Here is a 24,397-nt window from a genome sequence, read left to right on the forward strand (position 1 = left end):
CAACCCGCCGCCCCGCCGGCACAGGAGAAGACGTGCTCCGATTCCCCCGACCACCCCTGGGCGGCCGCCGCCCGTCACCGAGCAGGATCACCGGGCCCTGGATCGCCGCCTTCGTGGCCGCGACCACGGCCGCCTCGATCCTCACCGCCGTCCAGCCCGCCCGGGCCGCGACGCCGGAGGCCGCACCGGCAGCCGCCGCCGCCCTGCCCACGAGCTGGTCGACGGTGGTGAACGCGGGCAGCGGCAAGTGCCTGGACGCCCGCGCCGCCGCGACCGCCAACGGCACGGCGGTCCAGCAGTACGCCTGCAACAACAGCACCGCCCAGGAGTGGAGCTTCACGCCGACCGCCGACGGATTCGTACGGATCAACAACCGCAACGACGCCAAGCAGGTCGTGGACGTCAGCGACACGTCCTCGGCCGACAACGCGGCTGTCCACCTGTGGACGTACGGCGGTGGGAACAACCAGCAGTGGCAGGCCGTCGACGAGGGCGGCGGTGCCTACCGCTTCGTCAGCCGGCACAGCGGCAAGTGCCTCGACGTCCCGTCCGCCTCGACCGCCGACAGCGTCCAGCTCGTGCAGTACACCTGCAACGGCTCGGCGGCCCAGCGCTTCCAGGTGGCGCCCGTGAACACCCCACCCGGGGACGTCGACCTCGGTCCCAACGTCGTCGTCCTCGACCCCTCGATGCCGTCGTCCGCGATCCAGAGCCGACTGAACTCGATCTTCCAGCAGCAGGAGACGAACCAGTTCGGCTCCCAGCGCTACGCGGTCATGTTCAAGCCGGGGACGTACAGCAACGACGTCAACGTCGGCTTCTACACGCAGGTCCTCGGCCTCGGACAGTCGCCCGACTCGGTCACGATCAACGGCGCGGTGCACGTGGAGGCGGACTGGTTCCCACCGCAGAACGCCACCCACAACTTCTGGCGCGGTGCCGAGAACCTGTCGGTCAACCCGACGGGCGGCACCGACCGGTGGGCCGTGTCACAGGCGTCCGGATACCGCCGCATGCATGTCCGCGGCAACCTGGAGCTGAGTGACGGCGGCTGGTCCAGCGGCGGATTCATGGCCGACAGCAAGGTCGACGGTCAGGTGCGCTCCGGCACCCAGCAGCAGTGGCTGACCCGGAACTCCCAGCTCGGCAGCTGGACCGGCTCCAACTGGAACATGGTCTTCGTCGGCAGCCAGGGCGTGCCCGGCAACACGTTCCCGAACCCGCCCCACACCACGGTGGCCCAGACCCCGACCGTGCGGGAGAAGCCCTTCCTGTACGTCGACGGCGCGGGCGCCTACAAGGTGTTCGTCCCCGCCGTGCGGACGGCCTCCTCGGGCACCAGCTGGGCGAGCGGCAACGCCGCGGGCAGCTCGCTCGGCCTGGACCGGTTCTTCGTCGTCAAGGCGGGCGCGACCGCCGCGCAGATCAACGCCGCACTGGACGCGGGTAAGAACCTGCTGGTCACACCGGGTGTCTACCGTCTGAACCAGACGCTGCGGGTGACGCGCCCCGACACCGTCGTGCTCGGCCTGGGGCTCGCCACGTTCATCCCCGACAACGGCGTCACCGCGATGACGGTCGCCGATGTCGACGGTGTGAAGGTCGCCGGGGTCCTCTTCGACGCCGGGACCACCAACTCCCGGACGCTGATGGAGGTCGGCCCGGCCGGGGCCGCAGCGGACCACACGGCGAACCCCACCTCACTGCACGACGTCTACTTCCGGGTCGGCGGAGCGGCCGTGGGCAGGGCGACCACCAGCCTCGTGGTCAACAGCGACGACGTCATCGGCGACCACCTGTGGATCTGGCGCGGTGACCACGGAAGCGGCATCGGCTGGAACACCAACACGGCGGACACGGGACTCGTCGTGAACGGCGACGACGTGACCATGTACGGCCTGTTCGTCGAGCACTACCAGAAGCACCAGACCGTCTGGAACGGCAACGGCGGCCGGACCTACTTCTACCAGAACGAGATGCCCTACGACCCGCCGAACCAGGCCGCCTGGATGAACGGCTCCACCCAGGGCTGGTCGGCGTACAAGGTCGCGAACTCCGTCACCAGCCACCAGGCGTACGGGCTCGGCAGCTACTGCTTCTTCAACGTGGACCCGGGCGTGACCGCCGAGCGGGCCTTCGAGGTCCCCGATCACCCGAACGTGCGCTTCCAGAACATGGTGACCGTGTCGCTCGGCGGCACCGGGACCATCCGGCACGTCATCAACGGCAGGGGCGGCCCCTCCAACGCGTCCACCAACGTGGCCAACCTGGTGAGCCACCCGTGAGGCGGCTCGCGATACGGCTGCTGGTCCTGCTGGCGACGGTGCTGGGGCTGACCGCCGCCCCGGCCCACGCCTCAGCCGCGCCCCGGGCTGCGGCGCCCTTCAAGGTGGTCGCCTTCTACAACGGCACCTGGGACGCCGCACACATCGACTTCGTCAAGGAAGCCAACGCGTGGTTCCCGCGGGCCGCAGCGGAGAACGGCTTCACCTACACGGCGACGACCGACTGGCAACTGCTCGCGAACGGAGGGGTGAACGACTACCAGGTCGTCCTGTTCCTGGACGACGCACCCAAGACGGCCGCCCAGCGGTCCGGATTCGAGCGCTACATGCGCGCCGGCGGCGGGTGGATGGGCTTCCACTCCTCGGCGTTCACCACCGATGCCGGGTCCTGGCCGTGGTACCACCACACGTTCCTCGGCAGCGGGAACTTCAGGAGCAACACCTGGGGGCCGACGTCGGCGGTGCTGCGCACGGACGACCGCACGCACCCCTCGACCACCGGACTCCCCGCTACGTTCACCTCGGCGGTCAGCGAGTGGTACAGCTGGTCCGGCGATCTGCGGGCCAACCCGGACATCAGGATCCTGGCGTCGGTCGACCCCACGAGCTTCCCTCTCGGGACGGACCCGAACCAGTCCTGGTACAGCGGGGACTACCCCCTCGTGTGGACCAACGCCCGGTACCGGATGCTGTACGCGAACTTCGGGCACAACGCCATGGACTACGCCTCGGGCACACGGCTCTCCACGACGTTCGCGAGCCCCACGCAGAACCGCTTCCTCCTCGACGGGCTCAAGTGGCTCGGTGGAGCGGCGGGGGGTCCCGCGCCGGAGGATCCGATATCCGGGACGGCGTGGTACTCACTGGCCGGCGACGCGAGCGGTGCCTGCGTCGACGCGCGTGCGGCGGCCACGGCCAACGGCACAGCCGTCCAGCAGTACACGTGCAACGGGACCCTCGCCCAGCAGTTCCAGTTCCGTGCCACCGACGGCGGATACAGCAGGATCGCGATCCGCGGCAACCCGCAGCAGGTCATCGACGTCGCCGGCGTGTCGACCGCCGACAACGCCCCGTTGCAGCTGTGGTCCTACGGAGGCACCGGGAACCAGCAGTGGCTACCGGTGCGCGAGGCCTCCGGGAGCTACCGCTTCACCGCACGGCACAGCGGCAAGTGCCTGAGCACGACGGGAGGTACGGCCGACGGCGTGCAGCTGGTGCAGCGGGCCTGCGACGGTTCGACCGCGCAGAGCTTCCGCCTCGCCGCCCGGCCCTGAGGCACCGCACCGGGACCTCACGTCCCAACGCTCCGGCCCTCACGTCCTGAGGGACGGTTCCGCCGCCCGGGAGCACCGTCCCGGGCGGCGGAACCACGTCCCGCCTCAGCCGACCCGGGTCAGATGGACGAGGGTGCTGGCCCAGTCCCCGGGCGGCAGGCCGAGGGCCAGTCCGTAGTCCTCCAGTACGGCCCCGTGGTGGACGGCACCGGTACGGGTGTCGCGGTAGCGCGCCCCCGGGTCGAGACCCCGTAGCCGGACCGGACGCACGGGGGCTCCGTGCCGGTGCGTGCACCGCCAGGCCAGCAGCATGGTCTCGCCGGCGTCCGCGGCGGCGTACTGCACGACCGTGGTCTCCTCGCCCTCCGGGCCCGAGAGCCGGTGCAGGGCCCCGTGCTGCACCAGGTGTCGTACGGCCTTGTACTCGGCCACGAAGGCGGCCGCCCCGGTCATCTCCTCCTCGGACCAGGCGTGCAGATCGCCCCCGATGGCCAGGAGGCCCGCCATGGCGACGTGGAACCGGAAGCGCAGCGGGACGTGCCGGTGGGTCAGCTGGTTGGGCACGTCGGTGACCCAGGCGCCCATGGTGCGCGCCGGATAGATCTGGCCGAAACCGTGCTGGATCGAGATCCGGTCCATGGCATCGGTGTTGTCCGACGTCCAGACCTGGTCGGTACGGGCCAGGATGCCGAGATCGATCCGGCCGCCGCCGCCGCTGCAGGACTCGATGCGCAGGCCCGGGTGCCGGGCGCGGAGCCGGTCGATGATGGAGTACAGGTGGTGCACGTACCGCGCCCACAGCCGGTCGTGCCCCTCCGTCCCGTCCGGCCAGCCCGCCTCGCTGAAGGCGCGGTTCATGTCCCACTTCAGGAAGTCGATGCCGTGCTCGGTGACGAGGCGGTCGAGCCAGTCGTACGTGAACTCGGCGACATCGGCCCGGGCGAGGTTGAGGACCAGCTGGTTGCGCAGTTCGGTACGTGAGCGGCCCGGGACGTGCAGGACCCAGTCGGGGTGCGCCCGGTACAGGTCGCTGTCCGGGTTGACCATCTCGGGCTCCACCCACAGGCCGAACCTCATCCCCAGGCGGCGCACTTCCGTCACCAGCGGGCCGAGACCACCGGGGAAGCGGTCCGGGGACGGGGTCCAGTCGCCGAGGCCGGCACGGTCGCTGCGGCGGCCCCCGAACCAGCCGTCGTCCAGCACGTACAGCTCGACGCCCAGGCGCGCGGCGCGCGCGGCGAGCGCCATCTGGCCCGCTTCGTCCACATCGAACCCGGTGGCCTCCCAGGAGTTGTAGAGCACGGGAGCCGTCTCGTCCCCGTGCGGCAGGACGTGCGAACGGATGTGGTCGTGCCAGGCGCGGGTGGCGGCACCGAACCCACCCTCGCTGAACAGGCCGGCGAAGACCGGGGACACGAACTCCTCGCCCGGCCGCAGCGGAACGACCGTGCCGTCGTGCCCGGCGCCACCGGTGAGACCCGCCCGGCCGTCGGGGGTGCGCTGCGCGGTGATGCGCCAGGTGCCGCTCCAGGCCAGGGCGGCGCTCCACACCCTGCCCTGGTGCTCCGTGGTGCCGCCGTCGTCGAGCATCACCCACGGGTTGGCGTGATGGCTCGTGGTGCCGCGCCGGCTCGTCAGGACGGTCTCGCCGTGGGGGAGCGGTTGCCTGTGCAGCAGGCTCTCCGCCGACCACTGCCCGGTGACGTGGCTGAGGCGGTAGCCGGGCAGGGCGGGCAGGGACCAGGCCGCGGAGTCCGCGCGGAGCAGACGCACCGGGCGGTCACCGTCGTTGCGCACGGTGACGTGGCGCTCGATGACGTCGCTGTCCTCCCGGACGCGGTAGTGCAGGACCGTCCGCAGCGGATGGAGCCGGTCCCGGAAGGCGAGTCGGAGCTCGTGGACCCCCGGCTCGGGCCGGTGGACGCGGTGTTCCTCCGGCTGCCACTCGAAGGCCCGGGAACCGTCGGCGAACCGGACCTGCAGCGAAGGAGGGCCGTAGCGGGCGCCGCCGTCCACGGGAAGTTCCTCGCCGACCCCGGACGTCCCCTCGAAGCTGCTCGCGGGCACAGCCGGAGCTGTGGCGAGCTCTGCCGCCTGAGCCGGGGTCAGCCGTGGCCCCCAGGCCACATGGCACGGGGCCCCGGTCCCGTCCACCCGCACCGCGTACGAGGTGCGCGGGGTGCGGATCAGCCAGATCCCGGTGTCCGGGTCGTAGGAGATCACCGTCGTGGTCCTCACTCGAGAGCGTTGCGCAGTCAGGTGCCACCCAAGCGCCACCTTGGAAGATCTGTCAATCCCCTCACCTGGGCTTCGTTCATGTGGGTGTGAAGTGGTGGGGAGGGGAGTTCGAAGGAGAGGACTTCTTTCATTGACAACAGAAAAGAATGAACCGTAGATTCCCCGCCATGCGAACGACCCTCCCCGAGGCGTTCCCGGCCCACACGCCGGCCGTCCCGCAGATCTTCACCATCGTGCTCTCCCACGGGCCTGTGACGCGTGCGGAGATCGCCCGGCGGGCGGGCGTCTCCCCGGCGGCGGTGACGAAGGCCGTCCGGCCGCTCATCGAAGCCGGCTACCTCGTGGAGGAGGCGGGTGAGGATCTCCCCCCGGCCCTCGGACGGCCGGCCAACGCCCTGCGGGTCGACGGGGGGCGCGCCCTGTTCATCGGCGTCAAGGTCACCGGTGACTCCGCCATCGCGGTCCTGACCGACCTGCGCTGCCGCATCCGCGTCACCCGTCGGGCGCCCCTCGACGACCGGTCGCCCGACGGCGTGCTGGCCACGACCGGTGACCTCGTCACGGAACTGCTCGTCGAGGCCGAGGGGTTCGGGGTCCAGGTCAGGGGCATCGGCTTCGCGGTATCGGGGGATGTGGTGCGCACCGACGGCACCGTGCGCTACTCGCCCTTCCTGGACTGGCGCGACGTACCGCTCGGGGAACGGGCCGCCGCGGCCACCGGGCTCCCGGTCACCGTCGAGAACGATGTGCGGGCCCTCACCGTGGCCGAGCAGTGGTTCGGAGCCGGTGCGGGCCTCACCGACTTCGCACTGGTGACGGTCGGCGCGGGCATCGGCTGCGGTCTCGTCGTCGGGGGCCGGGTCGTCTCGGGAGCCCACGGCGTGGCCGGTGAGATCGGGCACCTCTCCATCGATCCGACGGGTCCTCCGTGCCACTGCGGCAACCGCGGCTGCGTGGAGGCGATCGCCTCCGACCCGGCGATCGTGCGCGAGGTCCGGGCCCGCACCGGTATCCACGTGGCGGATGCGGCCGAGGCCCTGGCCCTGGCCCGCGGCGGCGACACGGCGGCACGCCAGGTGTACGCGCGAGCGGGCGAGGCGATCGGGCGGGCCATCGGGTCACTTGTCAATCTGCTGGGCCCGGAGCGCGTGATCATCTCCGGCGAAGGCCTCGCCGCCCACGACCTGTTCGCCGACCGGATCCAGGACGCCTTCACCGTCTCCGCCTTCGGCACGGCGGCTCGGTGCGAGGTCAGCACGCACCCGCTGCCCTTCGAGGCATGGGCGCGGGGGGCCGCGGCCACCGCCATCCAGTCCTTCATCGGCTCGGACTCGCGCTCGGGCGGCAGCGGGTGGCGATGAGCGGCGGAGTCCCGGTACGCGGCTCCACCGCCCGCTCCCCGTCGCGCGAAGTTCGCAGCGGAGGCGAGCGAATGCCACCATGGGATTCATGCTACGCAAGGCGCTGATCGTCACTGACATGATCAACAGTTACGATCACCAGGATGCCGAGCTTCTCCTCGAATCGGCAGAGCGCGCGGTTCCCGTCATCACGGAGCTGCTGCGGGCGGCGCGGGCGAACGGCACCCCGGTGATCTACGCCAACGACAACTTCGGCGAATGGCGGTCCCACCACGGGGAGATCGTGGAGAAGGCGCTCTCCGGCGCGCGGCCCGATCTGGTCGAACCCCTGCAGCCGGACGAGAAATCGCTTTTCGTGGTGAAAGCCAGACACTCGATCTTCTATGAAACACCCCTCCCATATCTGCTTGACCAGCTGGGGGTCAACCATCTCGTCCTCTGTGGTCAGGTGACCGAGCAATGCATTCTCTACTCGGCGCTCGATGCGCATATCCGTCACATAGGTCTTACGATTCCTGAGGAGGCAGTGGCCCATATCCATCCGGATCTCGCGCAGGCGGCCCTTCGGATGATGGAGCGGAACATGGGTGCCCGGGTATGCGCTGCCGAGGCGGTCGCATTCTGATCCCCGGGGCGCAGCGCCGCACCGCTTCCGTGCACAGCCGCCGATGGAGGAGGGAGCGGGTATGACACGTGCCGCTCTGTTCGATGTGGACGGGACCCTCGTGGACACCAACTACCTCCACGTGGTGTCGTGGTGGGAGGCGTTTCGGCAGGCGGGCCACACGGTGCCGACGACCGCGGTGCACCAGGCCATCGGGCTCGGCTCCGGCGACCTCGTCGAGCACCTCCTCGGCCCGGACCGGGACCGCGAGCAGGACGCGCGGATCAGCGCCGTGCACTCGGCTCTGTACGCCACGTACTTCGAACGGCTGGCACCGCTGGAAGGGGCCGCGGACCTCCTGCGCACCCTGTCCGCACGGGGCTGGACGGTGGTTCTGGCCACATCGGCCACCGGTTTTGAGCTCACCTCCCTGAGGGCGGCCCTCGGGGCCGACGACGCCATCGCCGACACGGCGAGCGCCGACGACGTCGACGAGGGGAAACCCGCTCCGGAGCCGATCCGGCACGCGATGGAGCTCGCCGGTGCGAGTAGCGGCGAGACGGTGTACGTCGGCGATTCCGTATGGGACATGAAGGCGGCGACCAGCGCCTCGGTGGCCGCTGTCGGGCTCCTGTCGGGCGGAATCCCCCGGGCCGACCTCGAACGTGCCGGGGCGGTGGAGGTCTACAGCGGTCCCGCAGATCTTCTCTCCCGCCTGGACACCGGCGTCATCGCCCGCATCGGCGCGGCTGCCTGACGCGGGCGTGGCGGCAGCGGGACGGGACGCGCTCCGCGCGCCGGACGTCCGATCGCTGGGCCATTGATCTGAACGTGCGTTTCGGCAGCGCACAATCGGAAACTCGTCACCTATGGTGCAATTCGGATACACGATGATGACCGAACAGGCCGGGCCCAGGGCGCTCGTCGACGACGTGGTCGCCGCAGAGCGTGCCGGTTTCGACTTCTCCGTCACCTCGGACCACTACTTTCCCTGGCTGGAGTCACAAGGACACGCCCCGTACGCATGGAGCGTGCTCGGCGCGGCCGCGCAGGCCACGTCCAGCATCGGGCTGATGACGTATGTGACCTGCCCGACCGTTCGCTACCATCCCGCGCTCGTCGCGCAGAAGGCGGCGACGCTGCAACTGCTCTCCGCGGGAAGGTTCCGGCTCGGGCTGGGTTCGGGCGAGAACCTCAACGAGCACGTCGTCGGTGCGGGGTGGCCGGCCGCGAACGTGCGGCTGGAGATGCTCGAAGAGGCAGTGGAGATCATCGGTGCCCTCTTCGACGGTGGATACGTCAGTCGGCACGGCACCCACTTCGACGTCGACAACGCCAAACTGTGGGACCTGCCCGAGGTGCGCGTACCCCTCGGCATCGCGGTGTCGGGCGGGCGGTCGTGCGCGATCGCGGGCCGCCTGGCCGACCTCGTCATCGCCACTGAACCCAAACCGGAACTGCTGGCGGACTTCGACCGGCACGGCGGTGCGCGAAAGCCACGGGTCGGTCAGCTCCCGGTCTGCTACGACCTCGACCGGGACACGGCGGTCGAGCGGGCGCACGATCAGTTCCGCTGGTCGGTCGGCGGCTGGAAGGTGAATTCCGAACTGCCCGGCCCGGCTGCCTTCGACCAGGCCACCCAGTACGTCCGGCCCGAGGACGTGGCGCAGTCCGTCCCGTGCGGCGACGACCTCGAGGAGTTCGTCGAAGCGGTGCGCGCCTATACCGAGGCGGGGTTCACCGAGGTCGCGCTCGTCCAGGTCGGCGGTGCGCATCAGCAGCCCTTCATCCGCTGGGCGCACGAAGAGCTCCTGCCCGCGCTGCGCACACTCTGAGGCGTCCTCCTGGCAGCCGATCCAGGGCCCGCGCGGAATGGTCTCCAGGACTCCGGGGCCGCCGGCCGGGACGGGAACGGGCCCGCCCGCAGGGACGGCGAACGTCCTGCGGGCGGGCCCGCGCGCCTCGCTGCCGGCGGCTCAGCGGCTGACGGCCTTGAGGAGCTGTTCCTTGTTCATCGTCGAGCGGCCCTCGATGTTCTTCCTCTTCGCCTCTTCGTACAGCTGGTCCCTGGTACGGCCCTGCGCGCCCTTGTGCGAGCGCTCACCACCGCGCTGCGAGGCCGACTTCGGGTCGCGCGTCGACGTCCGGCTCGCGGTCGCGGACTCACCCGAGCGCGCGCGCTCCTTGTTGACGGTGCGGGCGGCGATCTCCTTCGCACGCTTCTCGGACGTGCCGCGCTTCTCGGCACTCTCCTTGACGTGCTCGTACTGGCGCTCACGCTTGGGGCTGGATCCTGCCGGCATGGCGTCATCCTCCTCGTTCTCGTCGGGGGCTCGGCCCGGAGGTGCACGGGGTGGGCGGCACGGGGACGAAATGCCGTCCTCCCTTCCGGTTACCGCTGGTGCACGTCGGAAACATGGCACCCCCGGCAGGGCTCCGCCCGTCGGGCCGTGCGCTCGGGTGACCTCCGGACGCAGGTGGCCTGCACCTCCCTGCACGCAGTGCACCGAAGGAGGCCCTCCGGGACCTCGCGGGTCGTCGGCGGCCGGTGGAAATCCGCCGGCATGCGAAGCCGCGCCGTTGCAGCCTCTGGGATGGTGAACAGCATGTGGAACGACCTGGGGACAACGGGCTACGACGAATCACTGCACGCCTGCGCGCGCTCGGGGGTCCTCCGCCCCGCGGTCGCTCCGACGGGCAGGCCCACCGGACCGGGCCTGCCCGAGCGGTGGGCGGACCCGGACACGACGCCCTTCACCACGTCCGGCAGCTCACGTGTTTCCGTGGGGCAGGAGCCCTCCCACGCGCCGGTCGCCGATCATGACCGGTGACTGGCGGCAGGACCGGATCGGCAGCGCACGCAGGGGCGGCAATCCGACGGTTCTCCGGAGGATGGAGGCAGGGTTCGCGGTGATCGGGGATGTGCAGTTCCTGCCCGGATACTCGGTGCTGCTCGTGGACGATCCCGCTGTGCGGAGGCTGTCGGAGCTTCCTCGCGGCAAGCGGCTGGCGTTCCTGTCCGACATGGAGATGCTGGCGGAGGCCGTCGAACGCACCTGCGCACAGTCCGACCCCGCCTTTCGGCGGGTCAACCTCGAGATTCTGGGGAACACCGACCCGTTCCTGCACGCGCACGTCTGGCCGCGGTTCGCATGGGAGCCGCCCGACCTCGTGCGCAAGCCCGTGTGGCTGTACCCGCAGAGAGGTGGAGCGACGAGCGCCACCGGCTCGGCCCGCGGCACGACGCACTGCGCAGGGCGATCGGCGAGGAGCTCGACCGGCTCAGATCCTGACACCAGGAGCCGGTGCCCGGCCCTGTTCACCGCAGTGTGCGACCAGGCGTTCGGCTCCGGCCGTTCGGGGGACGCACGGGCGGTTCAGGTGCTTCTGCCGCCCCGCGAGGGCACCCCTCGTGAGACGAAGGAGAGACACCATGCCCCTCTATCTGTCGAGGTTCAGCTACACGCCCCGGACCTGGGCACGGCTGATCGACCACCCCGAGGACCGGGCGGAGGCCGCCCGGACGTACATCGAGTCCGTCGGTGGCAAGCTCCACGGCTTCTGGTACGCCTTCGGTACGCACGACGGCTACAACCTGTGGGAAGCCCCGGACAACGTGTCCATGGCCGCGGTGGCACTGTCGATCGGCGGAGGCGGCGCGCTCAGCTCGTTCGAGACGACCGTTCTCCTGACCGTCGACGAGACGATCGAAGCCCTGCGGAAGGCCGAGGGAATCCAGTACCGGGCTCCCGGCGGGCAGCGGTGAGCGACGGTCGGAGACTCCGGACCGGCCCACTCGCCGGGCGGCAGTCAGCGGAGCGGGTCGTCCGACGGGGTCCGCCTACTCGACGCCGGGTGTTGCGCTGCGCGCTGCAGTGACGGCTTCGCTGCCGGCGCTCAGCTGTAGTACGCGATCTTCTCGTCGAGGACCTTCATGGCCCGGCCCAGTGCCGCCACCCGTTGCTCCAGTGCGGCACGGCGATCCTGGAGGAAGGCGACCCGGTCCTGCGGAGGGTGCTCGGCGCGCAGGATGGCGACGAACCCCCGCAGGTCCGCGATACCGAGTCCCGCCTCGCGGAAGCACGTGACCAGGCCGATCCAGAAGACGTCCTCCTCGGTGTACTCCCTGCGCCCTCCGCCGGTGCGTCGAATCGGTCCGATGAGCCCCTCACGCTCGTAGTAGCGCAGCGTGTCGATGGAGACGCCGGTGCGGTCGGCAGTCGTTGCCGGGGTGAGAGTGGTCGTCGGACTCATCGGACTCCTTCTGGTGAGGGCCGCTACCGCGCTTCGGCGAAGCGCGCCACGTGCTCGTCGCTCAGCCGTACACGGCGTGCGGCAAGTGCCTCCTCGATCTGCTCCACCCGGCTCGCACCGACGATGGGCTCGATCCCCTGACGCATGAGCCACGCGAGGACGACCTGATTCCTCGTGGCCGAGAGCTCGCCGGCGACGTCGTCCAGGACCGCGAGCACCCGGGTGGTCCCGGGGTGATCATAGGTTCGCGGAAGCGGCTTGTCCGCGCGTACGTAGGAACCCCACAGCAGCGAGCTGTACGACCACACGGCGAGCCCCTCCGACCGTGCGAGGTCCAAGTCCTCGGCCGTCAGCAGGCGGTGGCCGCCCTCCGCGACGGGGGAGAGGGGGCGCGGCTGCACGAGCGAGTGGCGCAGTTGCAGGGCCGACCACAGTTCCACGCCCTGCTCCCGCGCGAGCGACCGCGCGCGCTCGACGCGCCAGGCGGCATGGTTGGCGGCGCCGACCCGCAGAGCCACTCCCTTCGCGACCAGGTCCCCGAAGGCGCCGACCGTCTCCTCAAGCGGTACGGTCCGGTCCTCGGCGTGGGCCCAGAGCAGGTCGACGTGATCGACCCCGAGACGCTCCAGGCTCTCCTCGACGCCGGTGTGGACGGCGCGGGCCGAGAGTCCTTCGGCGCTCTCCGGCCAGGAGTGCGGAACCAGCGGATTCTGCCGGACCTTCGTCGCGATCCGCACCGAGTCGCGCGCACCGGGGCGGGCCCTGAGCCACGCGCCGATGACGCGCTCGCTGGCGCCGCCCGCGCCGCTGGGATCGGTCCAGAAGGAGTAGCAGTTCGCGGTGTCGAGCCAGGTCCCGCCGCCGGCGACGAAGGAGTCGAGGATCGCGAAGGCCCGGTCGGAGTCGACGCGGGTGCCGAAGTCCATCGTCCCGAGGACGATCTGGGGGTCGTTGGTGTTCATGTCCCCATGCTCGGACCTGGAGCGCGCACCAGGTCAAGAGCAGGTCTGGGGACGTTCCGGCACTCGGCCTCCGCACCCGCGTGACGGCGCCGTCGTGACACCTCCGTGCCCCCGGCGCCCCTGTGCGGGCAGCGGCGCGCGGTCGTACGCTGCCCGTGTGCACAGTGTGGAACTGCTGCCCGACCGGGCGACCGACCGTGCCGTCCGGGACGTGTGGCGCCGGCTGGCGGACGAGGGCCTGCCCAGCCAGGCCGCGCACCGGCATCCGACCAACCGGCCGCACCTCACCCTCGCCACGTCGGATGCCCTCCCCGCCGAGGTCCGTGCCCGGCTCGGAGAGGTGTTCGCCGGTCTGCCCGTCCCGCTGCACCTCGACGGGCTCCTGCGCTTTCCCGGCCGGACGCGGGTACTGGCCTGGGCGGTCCGGCCCGACGACGTTCTGCTGCACCTGCACGAGACGGTGTGGCGGATCGTGCGCGAGGCGCCGGAGAGCGGCCGTCCCAACCCGCTCCTCGACCCGGCGCGCTGGGTCCCGCACATCACCCTCGGCCGTGGACGCGACGCGGTGTGGACCACTTCGGACGACAGGCTGCTTCCCGCCACGGTGGACGCGTCGACAGCTGCGACGGGCCGGTGGACCGAAGCCCGGTACTACGACTCGGTCGCCCGCACCACGGGCCGTCTGGGCCCGCGCCCAAGGCCCTGATGAGCGGGCTTACAGGGCCGGCCCGCCTCGCGGGCAAGCCGCGCCGCTCGCGCTCCGGGGTGACCGCCGGCTGTCGACGACCTGGCTCAGCCCGTCACCGGCGGCAGCGGGGGGCGGATCCCGGCGGCAGCGCGCGATGCCGCCCGGCCCATGGCTACCGGTGGGCGCCCCGTCGGCGTTCGCTGCGCCGTAGTGCGCGACGCCGGGCACCCGGCAGGGCGTCGGCCAACTCGCCCACCAGGGCGACGTCATGGCACACGCTGTCCCGGCCGCCGCGGCACCACCACACCGGTGGGCCGGCCGCGTCCGTTGCACCCTCGTACCAGCCGTCAGTGGTCCCCGCGGGGCGAGGGTGCATCCCGATCCTGTGTTCCGGGCAGACCGGCCACACCTGTCGGAGCAACTCCATGACGGTCGACTGCGCCGCGTCGGCGACCACCGTCAGGACCGTCGTCGCATCGTCCGGCTCCGGCGGGTCGCCCTCCTCCGGATCGCACGCATTCACCTGGTTGCCGTGCCAACGGCCGTCCGGCATCGCCACGTAGACCTGATCCGAGTCCGCCCCACCCGGCTGCACAGGCTGCCCGGACGCGGACGGCACGACGAACAGCACCAGCGCCTCTCGACCCGGCATGGCCGCCAGCAGGTCTCGGTTGACCGCGGCGAGCGCAGCCTCCAGCACGGGCCACCGGCCGGGCTCCGCGCGCCGGGGCTCCGGGAGATGCCGCCCGTCATGACCGGGGCCGATGCTGGAGTACGAGAAGAAGTTCACCGGGACATCGTCGCAGCCACGTACTCCTTCGCCGTCGGCCGAGGGCAGCCGTCTCACCCCCACGACCGCAGCTTCTGGGGATTGCGGACCGCCCAGATCCGGGTGACCCGGCCGTCGGCGACCGCGAACGAGGCCACCGTCATGACGGCGCCCGCACGCCGGGGCCACCAGGCCCGCCACACCGTTGACCGACCGCTCCTCCAGCTCGAGGCCGGGAGCCCTCCCGGCGACGGCGACCATGTACCGGGCGATGCGCGCGCCGCCTTCGACCGGGCGCAGGACGGCACGGGGTGCGACGGACCCGGACCGTCGCACCCCGCACCCTCGTCAGCCGCGTGCGACGGCGATGGAGCCCTGGAGCCGCTCGCCCGCCTCGTAGACCATGTACGGCACTCCCCGGTCCGTCCCGAAGCTCGGCGAGGCGCTGCGGCCGTTCTCCGGCGCGGCGGCGCCGGAGTCGTAGAAGACGCCGAGGTGGTCGCGGCGGGTGAAGTCGTTGCCGACCTCGGTGATCAGCAGATTGCCGCCGTTCTCCTTGCCGGTGTTGTAGACGACGTAGGTGCTCCCGTTCCGGCTCAGCAGGTGCGGGCCGCCGATGTTGTTCGAGCCGACGTCGGAATGGCGCACGAGCGGCTGCTGGTCGAAGGCCCAGTCGCGGCCGTCCTTCGACCAGCCCCAGGCGATGTCACGGTGGTTGGACTGGTTGTTGAGCATGAAGAGCATCACGTAGCGCGCGCCGCGCGAGGGCAGGTCGTGCCGGAAGACGCGGGCGTACGAGGTCTCGCTGCTGCCCGCCGGCATCATCGCCGTGGTGAGCACCACCTTGTCGTACGTGAAGGTGATGCCGTCCTTGGAACGGGCGAGCCGGGTCGTGCCGTTCTCGCCGTGGAAGTAGAGCCAGAGCTCCTTGACGTCCTCGTTCCAGAGGACGTGAGGGGACGCGACATGGCTGACCTTGTAGTGCGGCTGCCAGTTGTTGGAGACGATCGGATTCGCCCTGTACTCGGTGAACGGGCCCTCCAGGGAGTTGCCGTAGGCCAGGCAGATACCCCCGGGGGCGTCGTGCGGGCCGTAGTAGAGGTAGTAGCGGCCGAGCGGATTCGCCAGCTTGTCGTAGACGCCCCGGACGCACGGGAAGATGATCTCGCCGGTCGGGTTGTACTTCAACCGGGAAGGCGTCAGCAGCGTCTTCACGTAGCGGTAGTCGGGGAATCCTCCGGGGGCCGCCGCGACCGCTCCGGTACCTTCCCCGGCGAGGCCCGGGGCCGCGGCGGCACTGCCCGCGGCGCCGGTGGCGATCAGTCCGGCGGTGGCCGCGGCTCCGGCGACCGTGCCCCGCAGGAAGACCCTCCGGCTCGGCTGCCGCGCACCGGGAGCGGCCTGCGGGTCGTCGTGCTGTGCGTCGTGGTCGTGCTGTGTCATGTCGTGCTCCGTCCCGAGGAGTGAGAGATCACAGGTGACTGGGGGTGAGGCAGTGCAGGTGGCCGAGGGCGGAGGTCACAGGTAACTGGCGGCGGTGACACAGAATCCGCCCAGGGCGACGGCCCAGACGTACGGCAGGGTCCGCAGCATCACCTGCTGCGGGGTCACCCCGGCGTACTGGGCGCTCCAGACGGTCTGCGTGCTGGTGGGGTCCGACACCCCGAAGACCTGGTTGTACGAGGTGGCGAGGCCCAGTACGGCCACCGCCGGGTAGATGCCGGCCGCGATGAGGACACCGGCGATGCCCGCGCCGAGGCCGTAGACGTTCAGCGGTCCCCGGTACAGGCAGAGCGGTACGAGCAGGGTGAACACCACGACGAACAGCACCGGGTTCTGCGGGCTGACGGCCTTGACCAGCGGCTCCAGCGACTCCACGGCGCCCGGCAGCTTCACCGCGGCCAGCAGGATGCCGATGGCGATGAACAGCACGATGGGTGCCGCCGCGACCTCGAACGCGCCGTACAGCGTCCGCAGCAGCCGCTTGTTCATCTCGCGCGGCCGGGTGGTGGTGACCAGCGCGTACAGGACACCGGCCAGCATCGAGGGCAGGATCGCGACCTCGAAGCCGAGCGCGAGGACCAGGGGAACGAGCGGGGTGAGCAGTGCGTACCAGGGTGCGTCGCCCAACTGCCTGCGCCGCGACACGGGTGCGGCGGAAGCAGACCGCAGGGACCACGCGTGCTCCACTCCGCGTCGCCGCGTCTCGACGAGGACGAAGAGGACGGCGGCGGCCAACGCGAAGGGGAACAGCTTCATCATGAAGCCCCGCACCGTGTCGACGGGCAGTTCGAGAGCGGTGGAGAAGAACTGCCAGATGGGCAGCTCGAAGGGCATCCCGGCGGCGATGCCCATCAGGATCGTGCCGGCCGCGGTGACCTTGGGGATGCCGACGGCGATCATGGCGGGAATGCCGATGATGCCGGCGAGCATCGCGGCCGGGGCCGATCCGGTGACCGTTCCGACCAGGGTGGAGACGGCGAGGACGCCGAGGGCGACCACGACCGGCCGGTCCCCGCCGAACTCGACGATCTTGCGGACGAGGGTGCCCGCGATGCCGGTCTCGTCGAGGAGTCTGCCCAGCCAGGAACCGAGCAGGATCGCGATCATCGTGGCGGCGAGCATCGGCGCGCCGCCCTGGACGACCGTGTCCAGCACACTGTTCTCGCCGGTCAGTGGGGCACCCGCGACGAAGGCGATGACGACGGCGAGGATGACGAGCGCGAAGGCGGTGGGCAGTCTGCGGGTGAGCATCGCGGCGACTCCGGCCGCCATGACAAGAAGGATGACGACGCCCATGGCGTTACTTCTCTCTTCCGTGCGGGGATCCGTGCTGCGGCTCGGCAGCGGTGGCCAGGGCGGCCGTCAGCAGGAGCGGGCTGCGGCCCAGACCGCAGGCGGTACGGGCGTGGGAATGGGCGGCGATCTCGTCGGCGCCGGCGACATGGCCGTACAGGCGGTGACGGCCCGCGCGCAGCACGACATGGTCCAGAGCCAGCTTCAGGTCCTTCTTCGCCTGACCGTGGTGGAGCCGCTCGTGCACCGCCTCGTGCGCGATGGCCGCCGCCCGTACCGACCCGGCCGGGTACCAGTGGCGCCAGCCGAGCCGGTCCGTCAGCTCCTCGGCGAGAGCCAGGGTGTCCGTGAACAGTTCGACGGTCGGCACCGGCTTGGACGTGTAGCGCGCGAGGAGGCCCTTCGCCAGGCCGCCGTCGCTCTCCACCACCCGGGCCGTGGAGGCCGCGGGCGCGAGCGCCGAACCGTACGCGTCGGCCGCCCGCGCCCAGCGACGCAGCAGCTCCGGGTCGCGGCCCTCGTGCGTGGGGGTGTTCGCGAGCAGCCGCACACCGAACTCGACGTCGTCGAGAGCGGCGAGTTCCTCCATCGCCGCGCGTGCCCCCCGGCCGGGCGGGACGGCCGTCATGAGCGTATCTCCACGACGGCGACGACGGGCTCGTCGGCAGCGCGGGCGCGCAGTTCGCTGCGGGCGAGCGCGAGCAGCGGCTGAGGGTCCAGCACACCGGACAGGTCGGCGATCCGGGAGCCGAGCAGGAGTCGCAGTGCCGGGGCGCGGACACCGCCGTCGCCGTACGACGTGGCCTCCTTCACCAGACCGGCGAGGACTTCGGGGGCCCGCCCGACCGTGGTGGTCTCCACCCGGGCGTCCGGTGCGTGGAGCCGCACGACGCCGTCCGCGTCGACGACCCGCACCGGGTGGCGGTCCGGTCGGAACCGGCGGCGCACGTCGGTGCCGTACACGGTGTGGGCGGGGGTGCCCGCGAGTATCCGCACCGATGCCGGGTCTGCTCTCAGACTGTCGGCGGCGGCGCGCAGCCGGTCCGTCTCGTCGGCCCGGTGGGCGCGGTCCTGCGTACGCAGCTCGGTGGCGCCGGTCGCGACGGCCCGCACGGTGCTGGTCTGCGGATCGACCGTGACCTCCACCTCCACACCGTCGGCTGCGGCGCCCTGGGCGACGACAGCGGCCTCCGCCTCGGCGCGCACGGCCAGGATCTGCTCCTGGCCGGCCCCCGGGATGATGCGTTCGACCTGCTCCCGGATGAGGGCGAGGGCCACACCGATGGGGCTGATCACCTCGTTGTGACGGGCGATCCTGCCCTCCTGCCCGGTGACGGACGCGAGGTGGGGAGTGACGGAGGCAGCGCCTCCGCCTCCGCCGACGAGCACCGCGGTGTCCTTGTCCAGGCGGTAGTCGCGCATCATCGCGTCGACCACGGACCTGACCTGTGCGGTGCCCGCGTCCAGGATCCTCGCTGCCGCCGTGGCGACGTCCGTGCCGAGCAGGGCGGCCAGCGGGGCGATCGCGGCCTCGGCCACGGCCGGGTCGCACTGGGCGAAGTCCCCGTCCGGCACCCGTCCCAGGGCGTTGGCCGCGCAGGTCATGGTGACGGCGAAGCGCCCGCCTGCGGCGTCGATCACCGCGTAGTCGGCGGGGTCGTCGTCCATCGGGCGGATCGTGGTGACCTGCGCGTCGCGCAGGTCGTCCAAGCCGGCGAAGCAGGCGTACGACAGCCCCGCGATGTGCGCGCTGCGCGGTCCGACGCCGGTGATCCTGCCGCCCGCGACACGGACCATCGAGCCGCCGCCGACCCCGACGGTCCTGACGTCGAGCGCCGACAGGTACGACGTCCTGCCGAGAATGGTGGCGTGCCGGACGGCGACCTTGCCCCGCCGCACGACACTGATGTCCGTGGACGTGCCGCCGGTCTCCAGGAACAGGCCCTCGCTGATGCGCTCCTGCATGAGCGCGCCGGCGACCCCCGCCGCCGGCCCGGACAGCACGGTCAGCAGCGGTCTGCGCCGCATTTCGTCCAGCGACATCACTCCGCCGTCGCAGCGCATCACCATGAGCGGCGCGCTCACACCCGCCTTCGTGATGGAGGCGTCGACGAGGTCGGCGGTGGCGAGCATGCGCGGCAGGATCGCGGCGTTCACCACGGCGGTCCGGGTGCGCTTGTGGAGCCCGTACAGCGAGGTGATGTCGTGCGCGGCGGTCGTCGGCAGCCCCCGCTCCTCGGCCGCGGCGGCGACGGTGTCCTCTCCCTCGGGGCGGTCGACGCTGAACGGCTGGCTGGCGACGACGACTTCGGCGCCCTCCCGGACCAGCGCGTCGAGGGCGGCACCCACGGCGGGCGCGTCGTCCGGGTCGGCCACATGCCCGTAGACGAGCGGAAGCCGCTTGCCCGGGGTGAGTTCCAGCTTTCGGAACGCGGCCAGCCTGCGGGTGAGCGTCGCGCTCGGACCTGCGCCTATGCCGATCAGTCCGACAGTGGCGACGTCGCCCTCCAGGAGGGCGTTGGTAGCCTGTGTCGTGCCGTGGGCGAGGAAGGTCACGTCCTGCGGGGTGTGGCCGGTCTGTTCGAGCAGGCGGTCGAGAGCTTCGACGATGCCGTGGGCGACCCCGTCCTCGTGGTGGTGGCTGGTGGGAACCTTCACCTGCCCCAGCAGATTCAGGGTCGTGGCGTCTACGGCCACGGCGTCGGTGAAGGTTCCGCCCACGTCGATGCCGACGCGGATGCGGTGGGTGTTCATGGCTGGGCACCTCCTTGTGCGGGTGGGCAGGGGCGAGGGCGGCAGGGCCGGCCGTCGTGAGACGGCCGGGGCCCTGGGCCGGGCGGGTACAGGTGGAGCTGCGCCCGCCCGGCGCTCCGCCGTCACTCCGGGAGCCGTGCGGTGAAGCGGTGGTGTCGTCCGGGGCGGCGTGAGCCGCCCGGTGGTGGGATCAGTAGCCGCGGACGTCGGGCCAGTGGCGCTGTACGCCCTCGCGGTCCAGCACCCGGGCGAACGCGTCGAACCGCTTGTCCTCGGCCTGGACCCGGTGCGGCTCGACGTCCTCGGCGAGGCAGTGCGCGGCCAGTGCGCCCGCGACCTCGCCGATGTTCCATTCCACCGGGTGGAGCCGGTAGCAGCCGTTGGTGATGTGCGTGGTGCCGATGTTCTTCCCGGCGGGAAGCAGGTTGCGGACCCGGCGGGGTATCAGCGCACCGAGCGGGATCTCGAACGGCACGGAGCCGATGTCGATGTAGTTGTCGCCGCCGGTCGAGGGGTGCAGGTCGATGCGGTAGTTGCCGACGCCGACGGAGTCCGGGTACCGGGTGCCGCCGTACGGGCCGACGATGTCGATGGAGACGTCGTGTTCCGTGACGGTGGTGACCGCCTTGATCCGGCGCGACTCGCGTACGTACGGTGCTTTGGCCAGGCCGTCGGGGGTGCCGGTCACGTCCGGGCGCAGTCGCAGGCCCGGGAACCCCTGGCCGCCGTCCGCGCGCGGCGCCTCGGTCTGGAGCCAGTACAGGACCGACAGCGACAGCTGGCGGGCCTCGGCCAGGGCGGCGGCCGACGTCTCCTCGCCGCCGCCGATCAGGGGCTTCAGCCAGTAGTCGTTCAGCGGCCAGTTGACCAGGGTGATGTCTGAGTCGAAGGCGCCGGGCCGGTGGAGCTTGCGGGCCAGGATCCGGCGGAAGCCGAACAGTTCCTTGTCGCCGGCGTCGGCCGACTGGTCCGCGCTGACGTCGAGCGGATCGAGGTCCGGGTTGGGGACGAAGGTGCGCGGAACGGCTTCCAGACTGCGGGGATCGGGGGCGAGGAAGCCGAGCAGCGGGCCCGGCCAGAAGTCCGGCCGGTAGGAGCGCCAGAAGTCGTAGTCGGCAGGCCGGTCGATGGTGTGGTCCTCGCCCTCGTGGTGGGAGAGCGCGAAACACACCGTGATGCCCTGCTGGTTGAGGGGCTGGGCCTCCTCGGGGGCGTGCGGCTCGTCGAACTCGCTCCGCGCCTCGGCGCCGATCACGTGTTCGACCCCGGCCAGTTCGAGCAGCTCGCCCGTCTCGGTGGCGTCGATGACGTACCGGGCGCTGACCGTGCGACGTCCGCCGCCGCGGATGTCCGCCAGCGTGACAGACCGTACGGTGTCGTCCGCGCCCGCCTCCGCGGCGACGGGCCGGTGCTCCGTCAGGACTGTCAGACGGCCGGAGGAGCGGTGCGGTGCGAGCATCGCCTCCATGACGGCGAGCGCGACGCGCGGCTCGTGGCACAGCTTGCTGACGCGGCCGGCCCCCGGGTTCAGGGTGGTGAGGGCCAGGGCCTCGGAGCGCAGCGGATACCAGCGGCGGTAGTGGTCCCTGATGGACTCGCGCAGGGTGCGGTACGAGGCGGTGGTCCCGAACTCCTCGACCCACGGGTGCTCGTCCGGCGGGACCGCCTGCGAGGTGAGCTGGCCGCCGATCCAGTCCGTCTCCTCGGTGAGGACGACGGAGCGCCCCGCCCGGCAGGCGGCGAGGGCGGCGGCCACGCCGCCGAGGCCGGCGCCCACGATGAGGATGTCGGGTTCGGATGTCACGGTTCTCCTTGGAGTGCTGGATGTGCTTCGGTGCGGTGAAGCGATACCGGCCCGGGGCCGGGTCAGGGGCGGACGGGTGGCGGGCCCGCCGTCGAGCCGGGCCGGAAGGTGCAGGCCACGAGGGGTTCCCTCGTCTTCTCCCCGGACACCAGCGCGGCGAGCATGCGCACCGCGGCCGCGCCCAACTGGGGCCGGGGGACGTCGAATCCGGTGGGGGAGGGGCCGTCCGCCAGGTCCGGGGGCGGACTGCCGAGCAGTGCGAGCGAGGCGTCGCGCGGCGCGTCGATGCCGACGAAGTGCGCGGTGCCGTGCAGGGCCCGCCAGGCATCGCCGGTGTCGGTCTCCTCCGCGACGAACGCCGTCACCCCGTCGTCGAGCCAGCCGCGCAGACGCTCCGCGGTGAGGTCGCGCTCCGGGTCGGCGGAGCGGAAGACGGCCGCGGGGCCGCCGGGCAGCCCTGCCTCCTCGAGGCCCTTGAGGAAGCCGTGTTCACGGTCGGTGGACGCGGGGGCCTCGTCGTCCTCCCGTACGAGCACGATGCGCCGGTGTCCCAGGGCGGCGAGGTGCGCGACGACCTCCTGGCCGGCACTGATGTAGTCGGCCCCGACCCAGGCCAGCCCCTCCAGCTCGTCCCTGCGGCCCAGATGGACCACGGGGAAGCCGTCGGCGACCAGCCGCCGCAGCTCGTCGGCGGGCGCGTGGCGCCCCAGGAAGAGACAGCCGTCGGCGAGCCGCACCCGGTTGAGGGCGTGGGGCCCGGCTGCCCCGGCCCCGCCTGTGCTGGAACCGGTGAAGAGCACCAGGTCGTAGCCGCGGGCCGCCGCCTCCTGCTCGACGCCGACCAGGAACGGGTAGTACGAGTGCTGCACGTCGGTCGGGAAGGTGGAGGTGAAGCTGAAGACCCCGAGCAGGTTGTTGCGTGCGGCGGCCAGCCGGCTGGCCGCCGGATCGGGAACGTAGCCGAGGGTACGCACCGCGTCGAGGACCTTCTGCCGGGTCTCCTCGGAGATCGTGGCGCCCTGCTTCCGCGCCCCGAGCACCAGCGAGACCGTGGCCTGCGAGACCCCGGCGAGCCGCGCGACCTCGGCCTGCCGAGGCCGGGACGTGCGGCCCGCGGGTGCGGGCGTCCGGCCGGGCCTGGCCCGCTGCCTGGGTTCTTCCACGGTGTTCCTCCGGATCGTTAATGCGTATTACTAATGCGCATTAACGAGTACTGTGGACCTCCGGCCCGCAGCGGTCAAGAGATCGCGCAAGACTTCTTCCGGCCCTTCCGGGGACGGCAGTTCGGGGACTTCGGGAAGTGACCGCCGGACCCGGCACACGCGCGGTACCCGCCGCGCGGCACCTCTCCCGCCGCGGTGCGACCGGGGCCCAGGGGCCGCGCACGAGGACGCCACCACCCGTACGGGACGTGCCGGTAGGCCGCCGGCTCTCCACGGGGGGGCAGTCCCCGGGCACGCGCACGGCACCTGCCCGGGGGGCGCCCGAGGAGGAGCGGGCCACCTGTGCCGCGCTCCCGGCCGGCCGCACCCGCTGATCGCGTACGTCCCCGGGCCGCACCGACCACGTGCGGCCGACGGCACCCCGCGGCCCCACGTGCGGTCCACGGAGGGAGGTACCCGGGAGGACCGCACGTACCTCCCTGTGCCGCAGCCGTCCGAGGGTTACCGGGCGGGCAAGCGTGAGAGCGCGTCCGGGCAGGGCAGAAGAACGCTGAGAACCATCCCGGAGCACCATGAGCCGTTCATCGTTGAAGGAGCTATATGTCCCCCTCCGCTTCCGCCCCCCGCTACACCGTCCCCGGCCTCGGCCTCGACGAGGGGCGCCAGGTCATCGATCTGCTGACGCTGCGGCTGCACGCCCTCAACGACCTGGCACTCACCCTCAAGCACATCCACTGGAACGTGGTGGGCCCGCACTTCATCGCCGTCCACGAGATGCTCGACCCGCAGACCGCCGCCGTACGGGAGATGGCCGACTCGGCCGCCGAGCGCATCTCCGCGCTCGGCGGCGAACCGCACGGCACGCCCGGCGCCCTGGTCGCGGAGCGCACCTGGGACGACTACAGCGTGGGCCGCGCCGACGCCATCGCCCACCTCGGCGCGCTGGACCTGGTCTACACCGGCATCATCGAGGACCACCGCCGGGCCGTGCAGGAGGCGGGCGGGATCGACCCCATCACCGAGGACCTCCTCATCGAACACCTGAGGGGGCTTGAGCAGTTCCAGTGGTTCGTCCGGGCCCACCTGGAGAGCGGTTCCGGCTCGCTCTCGAACGCCGGTGCCACCACGGAGGAGCAGGCGGCCCGCCGTGCCGCGCCGCAGAAGGCCGCCGCGAAGCGCACGCCGGCCAAGAAGACGGCGCTGCCCCCGGCGGCGAAGAAGACCGTCAAGCGGGCGGCCAAGAAGACGACGGCGAGCAAGCGCACCACGCGCTGAGGGCCCGGCCCTCGCGATGCCCGGTGGCGGACCGCGTCCGGACACCTCCGGCTCCGGCTCCCTCCACGCCCGCGTGGAAGTGCTGCGTGGCTGAGCTCACCGCGGGGCACCGCCCCCGGTGGTACCCCCCGCCCGGTCCCGACGCGTACGCATGTTCCCGAGTGGGCCGA

General features: G+C 71.6%; 21 protein-coding genes and 2 pseudogenes. 11 read left to right on the forward strand and 12 right to left on the reverse strand.

Going from position 1 to position 24,397, the window contains the following annotated elements; translation table 11 throughout:
• Nucleotides 1–86: 86 nt before the first annotated feature.
• Both OG927_RS29995 and OG927_RS30000 read left to right on the forward strand, forming a co-directional pair.
• Nucleotides 87–2,285 carry an RICIN domain-containing protein gene (locus tag OG927_RS29995; protein ID WP_056800608.1) on the forward strand — a complete coding sequence of 733 codons (2,199 nt, stop codon included), beginning with the start codon at nucleotides 87–89 and terminating at the stop codon, nucleotides 2,283–2,285.
• Nucleotides 2,282–3,559 carry a ThuA domain-containing protein gene (locus tag OG927_RS30000; protein WP_124280395.1) on the forward strand — a complete coding sequence of 426 codons (1,278 nt, stop codon included), beginning with the start codon at nucleotides 2,282–2,284 and terminating at the stop codon, nucleotides 3,557–3,559. Before OG927_RS29995 ends, OG927_RS30000 begins: the two co-directional genes overlap by 4 nt.
• Nucleotides 3,560–3,664: 105 nt before the next feature.
• Here the strand turns inward: OG927_RS30000 and OG927_RS30005 are convergent, their stop codons facing one another.
• Nucleotides 3,665–5,797 (reverse strand): alpha-galactosidase, encoded by a 2,133-nt coding sequence (locus tag OG927_RS30005; RefSeq protein WP_274923042.1) that lies wholly within the window; start codon nucleotides 5,795–5,797, stop codon nucleotides 3,665–3,667.
• A gap of 167 nt (nucleotides 5,798–5,964) precedes the next feature.
• On the opposite strand from OG927_RS30005, the gene OG927_RS30010 reads away from it, so the two are divergent.
• The 4 genes from OG927_RS30010 (at nucleotide 5,965) to OG927_RS30025 (ending at nucleotide 9,597) form a co-directional block, all read left to right on the forward strand.
• Nucleotides 5,965–7,158 (forward strand): ROK family transcriptional regulator, encoded by a 1,194-nt coding sequence (locus OG927_RS30010; RefSeq protein ID WP_330321098.1) that lies wholly within the window; start codon nucleotides 5,965–5,967, stop codon nucleotides 7,156–7,158.
• 88 nt (nucleotides 7,159–7,246) lie between these two features.
• The gene (locus OG927_RS30015) at nucleotides 7,247–7,783 is read left to right on the forward strand and encodes a cysteine hydrolase family protein (protein ID WP_056800605.1); all 537 of its coding nucleotides are present in this window, start codon (nucleotides 7,247–7,249) and stop codon (nucleotides 7,781–7,783) included.
• Between the two features lie 61 nt (nucleotides 7,784–7,844).
• Entirely contained in the window at nucleotides 7,845–8,519 is a 675-nt protein-coding gene (locus OG927_RS30020; RefSeq protein WP_056800377.1) for an HAD family hydrolase, read from the forward strand.
• 112 nt (nucleotides 8,520–8,631) lie between these two features.
• Complete coding sequence (locus OG927_RS30025) at nucleotides 8,632–9,597, forward strand: LLM class F420-dependent oxidoreductase (RefSeq protein ID WP_330321099.1); 966 nt, start codon at nucleotides 8,632–8,634, stop codon at nucleotides 9,595–9,597.
• A 141-nt stretch (nucleotides 9,598–9,738) separates the two neighbouring features.
• Here the strand turns inward: OG927_RS30025 and OG927_RS30030 are convergent, their stop codons facing one another.
• Nucleotides 9,739–10,065 (reverse strand): hypothetical protein, encoded by a 327-nt coding sequence (locus tag OG927_RS30030; RefSeq protein ID WP_056800369.1) that lies wholly within the window; start codon nucleotides 10,063–10,065, stop codon nucleotides 9,739–9,741.
• Between the two features lie 303 nt (nucleotides 10,066–10,368).
• Between OG927_RS30030 and OG927_RS30035 the strand changes: the two genes are divergently transcribed.
• From OG927_RS30035 to OG927_RS30045, 3 genes and pseudogenes are all read left to right on the forward strand, one after another.
• The gene (locus OG927_RS30035) at nucleotides 10,369–10,593 is read left to right on the forward strand and encodes a hypothetical protein (protein WP_330321100.1); all 225 of its coding nucleotides are present in this window, start codon (nucleotides 10,369–10,371) and stop codon (nucleotides 10,591–10,593) included.
• Nucleotides 10,583–11,055, forward strand: a pseudogene (locus OG927_RS30040) (diadenosine tetraphosphate hydrolase). Before OG927_RS30035 ends, OG927_RS30040 begins: the two are co-directional and overlap by 11 nt.
• A gap of 140 nt (nucleotides 11,056–11,195) precedes the next feature.
• Nucleotides 11,196–11,528, forward strand: a complete 333-nt coding sequence (locus OG927_RS30045) for a GYD domain-containing protein (RefSeq protein WP_056800359.1) — start codon at nucleotides 11,196–11,198, stop codon at nucleotides 11,526–11,528.
• A 131-nt stretch (nucleotides 11,529–11,659) separates the two neighbouring features.
• Here the strand turns inward: OG927_RS30045 and OG927_RS30050 are convergent, their stop codons facing one another.
• Nucleotides 11,660–12,016, reverse strand: coding sequence for a MerR family transcriptional regulator (locus tag OG927_RS30050; protein ID WP_056800356.1), 357 nt, complete (start codon nucleotides 12,014–12,016; stop codon nucleotides 11,660–11,662).
• A gap of 23 nt (nucleotides 12,017–12,039) precedes the next feature.
• Nucleotides 12,040–12,978 (reverse strand): aldo/keto reductase, encoded by a 939-nt coding sequence (locus OG927_RS30055; RefSeq protein WP_330321101.1) that lies wholly within the window; start codon nucleotides 12,976–12,978, stop codon nucleotides 12,040–12,042.
• Nucleotides 12,979–13,135: 157 nt separating this feature from the next.
• On the opposite strand from OG927_RS30055, the gene OG927_RS30060 reads away from it, so the two are divergent.
• Nucleotides 13,136–13,684, forward strand: coding sequence for a 2'-5' RNA ligase family protein (locus tag OG927_RS30060; protein WP_056800350.1), 549 nt, complete (start codon nucleotides 13,136–13,138; stop codon nucleotides 13,682–13,684).
• A gap of 154 nt (nucleotides 13,685–13,838) precedes the next feature.
• Here OG927_RS30060 and OG927_RS30065 read toward each other — a convergent pair whose 3' ends face one another.
• From OG927_RS30065 to OG927_RS30100, 8 genes and pseudogenes are all read right to left on the reverse strand, one after another.
• Nucleotides 13,839–14,456, reverse strand: coding sequence for a hypothetical protein (locus tag OG927_RS30065; RefSeq protein WP_056800347.1), 618 nt, complete (start codon nucleotides 14,454–14,456; stop codon nucleotides 13,839–13,841).
• 53 nt (nucleotides 14,457–14,509) lie between these two features.
• Nucleotides 14,510–14,741 (reverse strand): annotated as a pseudogene (locus OG927_RS30070) (RNA polymerase subunit sigma-24); the annotation flags it as partial.
• A gap of 42 nt (nucleotides 14,742–14,783) precedes the next feature.
• Complete coding sequence (locus tag OG927_RS30075; protein ID WP_330321102.1) at nucleotides 14,784–15,878, reverse strand: hypothetical protein; 1,095 nt, start codon at nucleotides 15,876–15,878, stop codon at nucleotides 14,784–14,786.
• A 75-nt stretch (nucleotides 15,879–15,953) separates the two neighbouring features.
• Nucleotides 15,954–17,234 carry a TRAP transporter large permease subunit gene (locus OG927_RS30080; RefSeq protein WP_124280389.1) on the reverse strand — a complete coding sequence of 427 codons (1,281 nt, stop codon included), beginning with the start codon at nucleotides 17,232–17,234 and terminating at the stop codon, nucleotides 15,954–15,956.
• 4 nt (nucleotides 17,235–17,238) lie between these two features.
• Complete coding sequence (locus tag OG927_RS30085; protein WP_330321103.1) at nucleotides 17,239–17,859, reverse strand: hypothetical protein; 621 nt, start codon at nucleotides 17,857–17,859, stop codon at nucleotides 17,239–17,241.
• A complete protein-coding gene (locus OG927_RS30090; RefSeq protein WP_330321104.1) occupies nucleotides 17,856–19,985 on the reverse strand; it encodes a hydantoinase/oxoprolinase family protein in 2,130 nt (709 codons plus the stop codon). Before OG927_RS30090 ends, OG927_RS30085 begins: the two co-directional genes overlap by 4 nt.
• A 190-nt stretch (nucleotides 19,986–20,175) precedes the next feature.
• Entirely contained in the window at nucleotides 20,176–21,789 is a 1,614-nt protein-coding gene (locus OG927_RS30095) for an FAD-dependent oxidoreductase (protein WP_124280386.1), read from the reverse strand.
• Between the two features lie 62 nt (nucleotides 21,790–21,851).
• The gene (locus OG927_RS30100) at nucleotides 21,852–22,952 is read right to left on the reverse strand and encodes a LacI family DNA-binding transcriptional regulator (protein WP_124280385.1); all 1,101 of its coding nucleotides are present in this window, start codon (nucleotides 22,950–22,952) and stop codon (nucleotides 21,852–21,854) included.
• Nucleotides 22,953–23,552: 600 nt separating this feature from the next.
• On the opposite strand from OG927_RS30100, the gene OG927_RS30105 reads away from it, so the two are divergent.
• Nucleotides 23,553–24,227: a Dps family protein gene (locus OG927_RS30105; protein ID WP_056800326.1), complete on the forward strand. Its 675-nt coding sequence runs from the start codon at nucleotides 23,553–23,555 to the stop codon at nucleotides 24,225–24,227.
• Nucleotides 24,228–24,397 lie beyond the last annotated feature (170 nt).

The sequence above is a fragment of the Streptomyces clavifer genome (genome assembly GCF_036345975.1).
GTDB classification, from domain to species: Bacteria; Actinomycetota; Actinomycetes; order Streptomycetales; family Streptomycetaceae; genus Streptomyces; species Streptomyces clavifer.

Coding starts and splice junctions, on each gene's coding strand:
- OG927_RS30045 (WP_056800359.1), top strand. CDS start 11,196: ATGCCCCTCTATCTGTCGAGGTTCAGCTACACGCCCCGGACCTGGGCA.
- OG927_RS30030 (WP_056800369.1), bottom strand. CDS start 10,065: ATGCCGGCAGGATCCAGCCCCAAGCGTGAGCGCCAGTACGAGCACGTC.
- OG927_RS30050 (WP_056800356.1), bottom strand. CDS start 12,016: ATGAGTCCGACGACCACTCTCACCCCGGCAACGACTGCCGACCGCACC.
- OG927_RS30075 (WP_330321102.1), bottom strand. CDS start 15,878: ATGACACAGCACGACCACGACGCACAGCACGACGACCCGCAGGCCGCT.
- OG927_RS30105 (WP_056800326.1), top strand. CDS start 23,553: ATGTCCCCCTCCGCTTCCGCCCCCCGCTACACCGTCCCCGGCCTCGGC.
- OG927_RS30055 (WP_330321101.1), bottom strand. CDS start 12,978: ATGAACACCAACGACCCCCAGATCGTCCTCGGGACGATGGACTTCGGC.
- OG927_RS30090 (WP_330321104.1), bottom strand. CDS start 19,985: ATGAACACCCACCGCATCCGCGTCGGCATCGACGTGGGCGGAACCTTC.
- OG927_RS30035 (WP_330321100.1), top strand. CDS start 10,369: ATGTGGAACGACCTGGGGACAACGGGCTACGACGAATCACTGCACGCC.
- OG927_RS30015 (WP_056800605.1), top strand. CDS start 7,247: ATGCTACGCAAGGCGCTGATCGTCACTGACATGATCAACAGTTACGAT.
- OG927_RS30010 (WP_330321098.1), top strand. CDS start 5,965: ATGCGAACGACCCTCCCCGAGGCGTTCCCGGCCCACACGCCGGCCGTC.
- OG927_RS30085 (WP_330321103.1), bottom strand. CDS start 17,859: ATGACGGCCGTCCCGCCCGGCCGGGGGGCACGCGCGGCGATGGAGGAA.
- OG927_RS30020 (WP_056800377.1), top strand. CDS start 7,845: ATGACACGTGCCGCTCTGTTCGATGTGGACGGGACCCTCGTGGACACC.
- OG927_RS30080 (WP_124280389.1), bottom strand. CDS start 17,234: ATGGGCGTCGTCATCCTTCTTGTCATGGCGGCCGGAGTCGCCGCGATG.
- OG927_RS30025 (WP_330321099.1), top strand. CDS start 8,632: ATGGTGCAATTCGGATACACGATGATGACCGAACAGGCCGGGCCCAGG.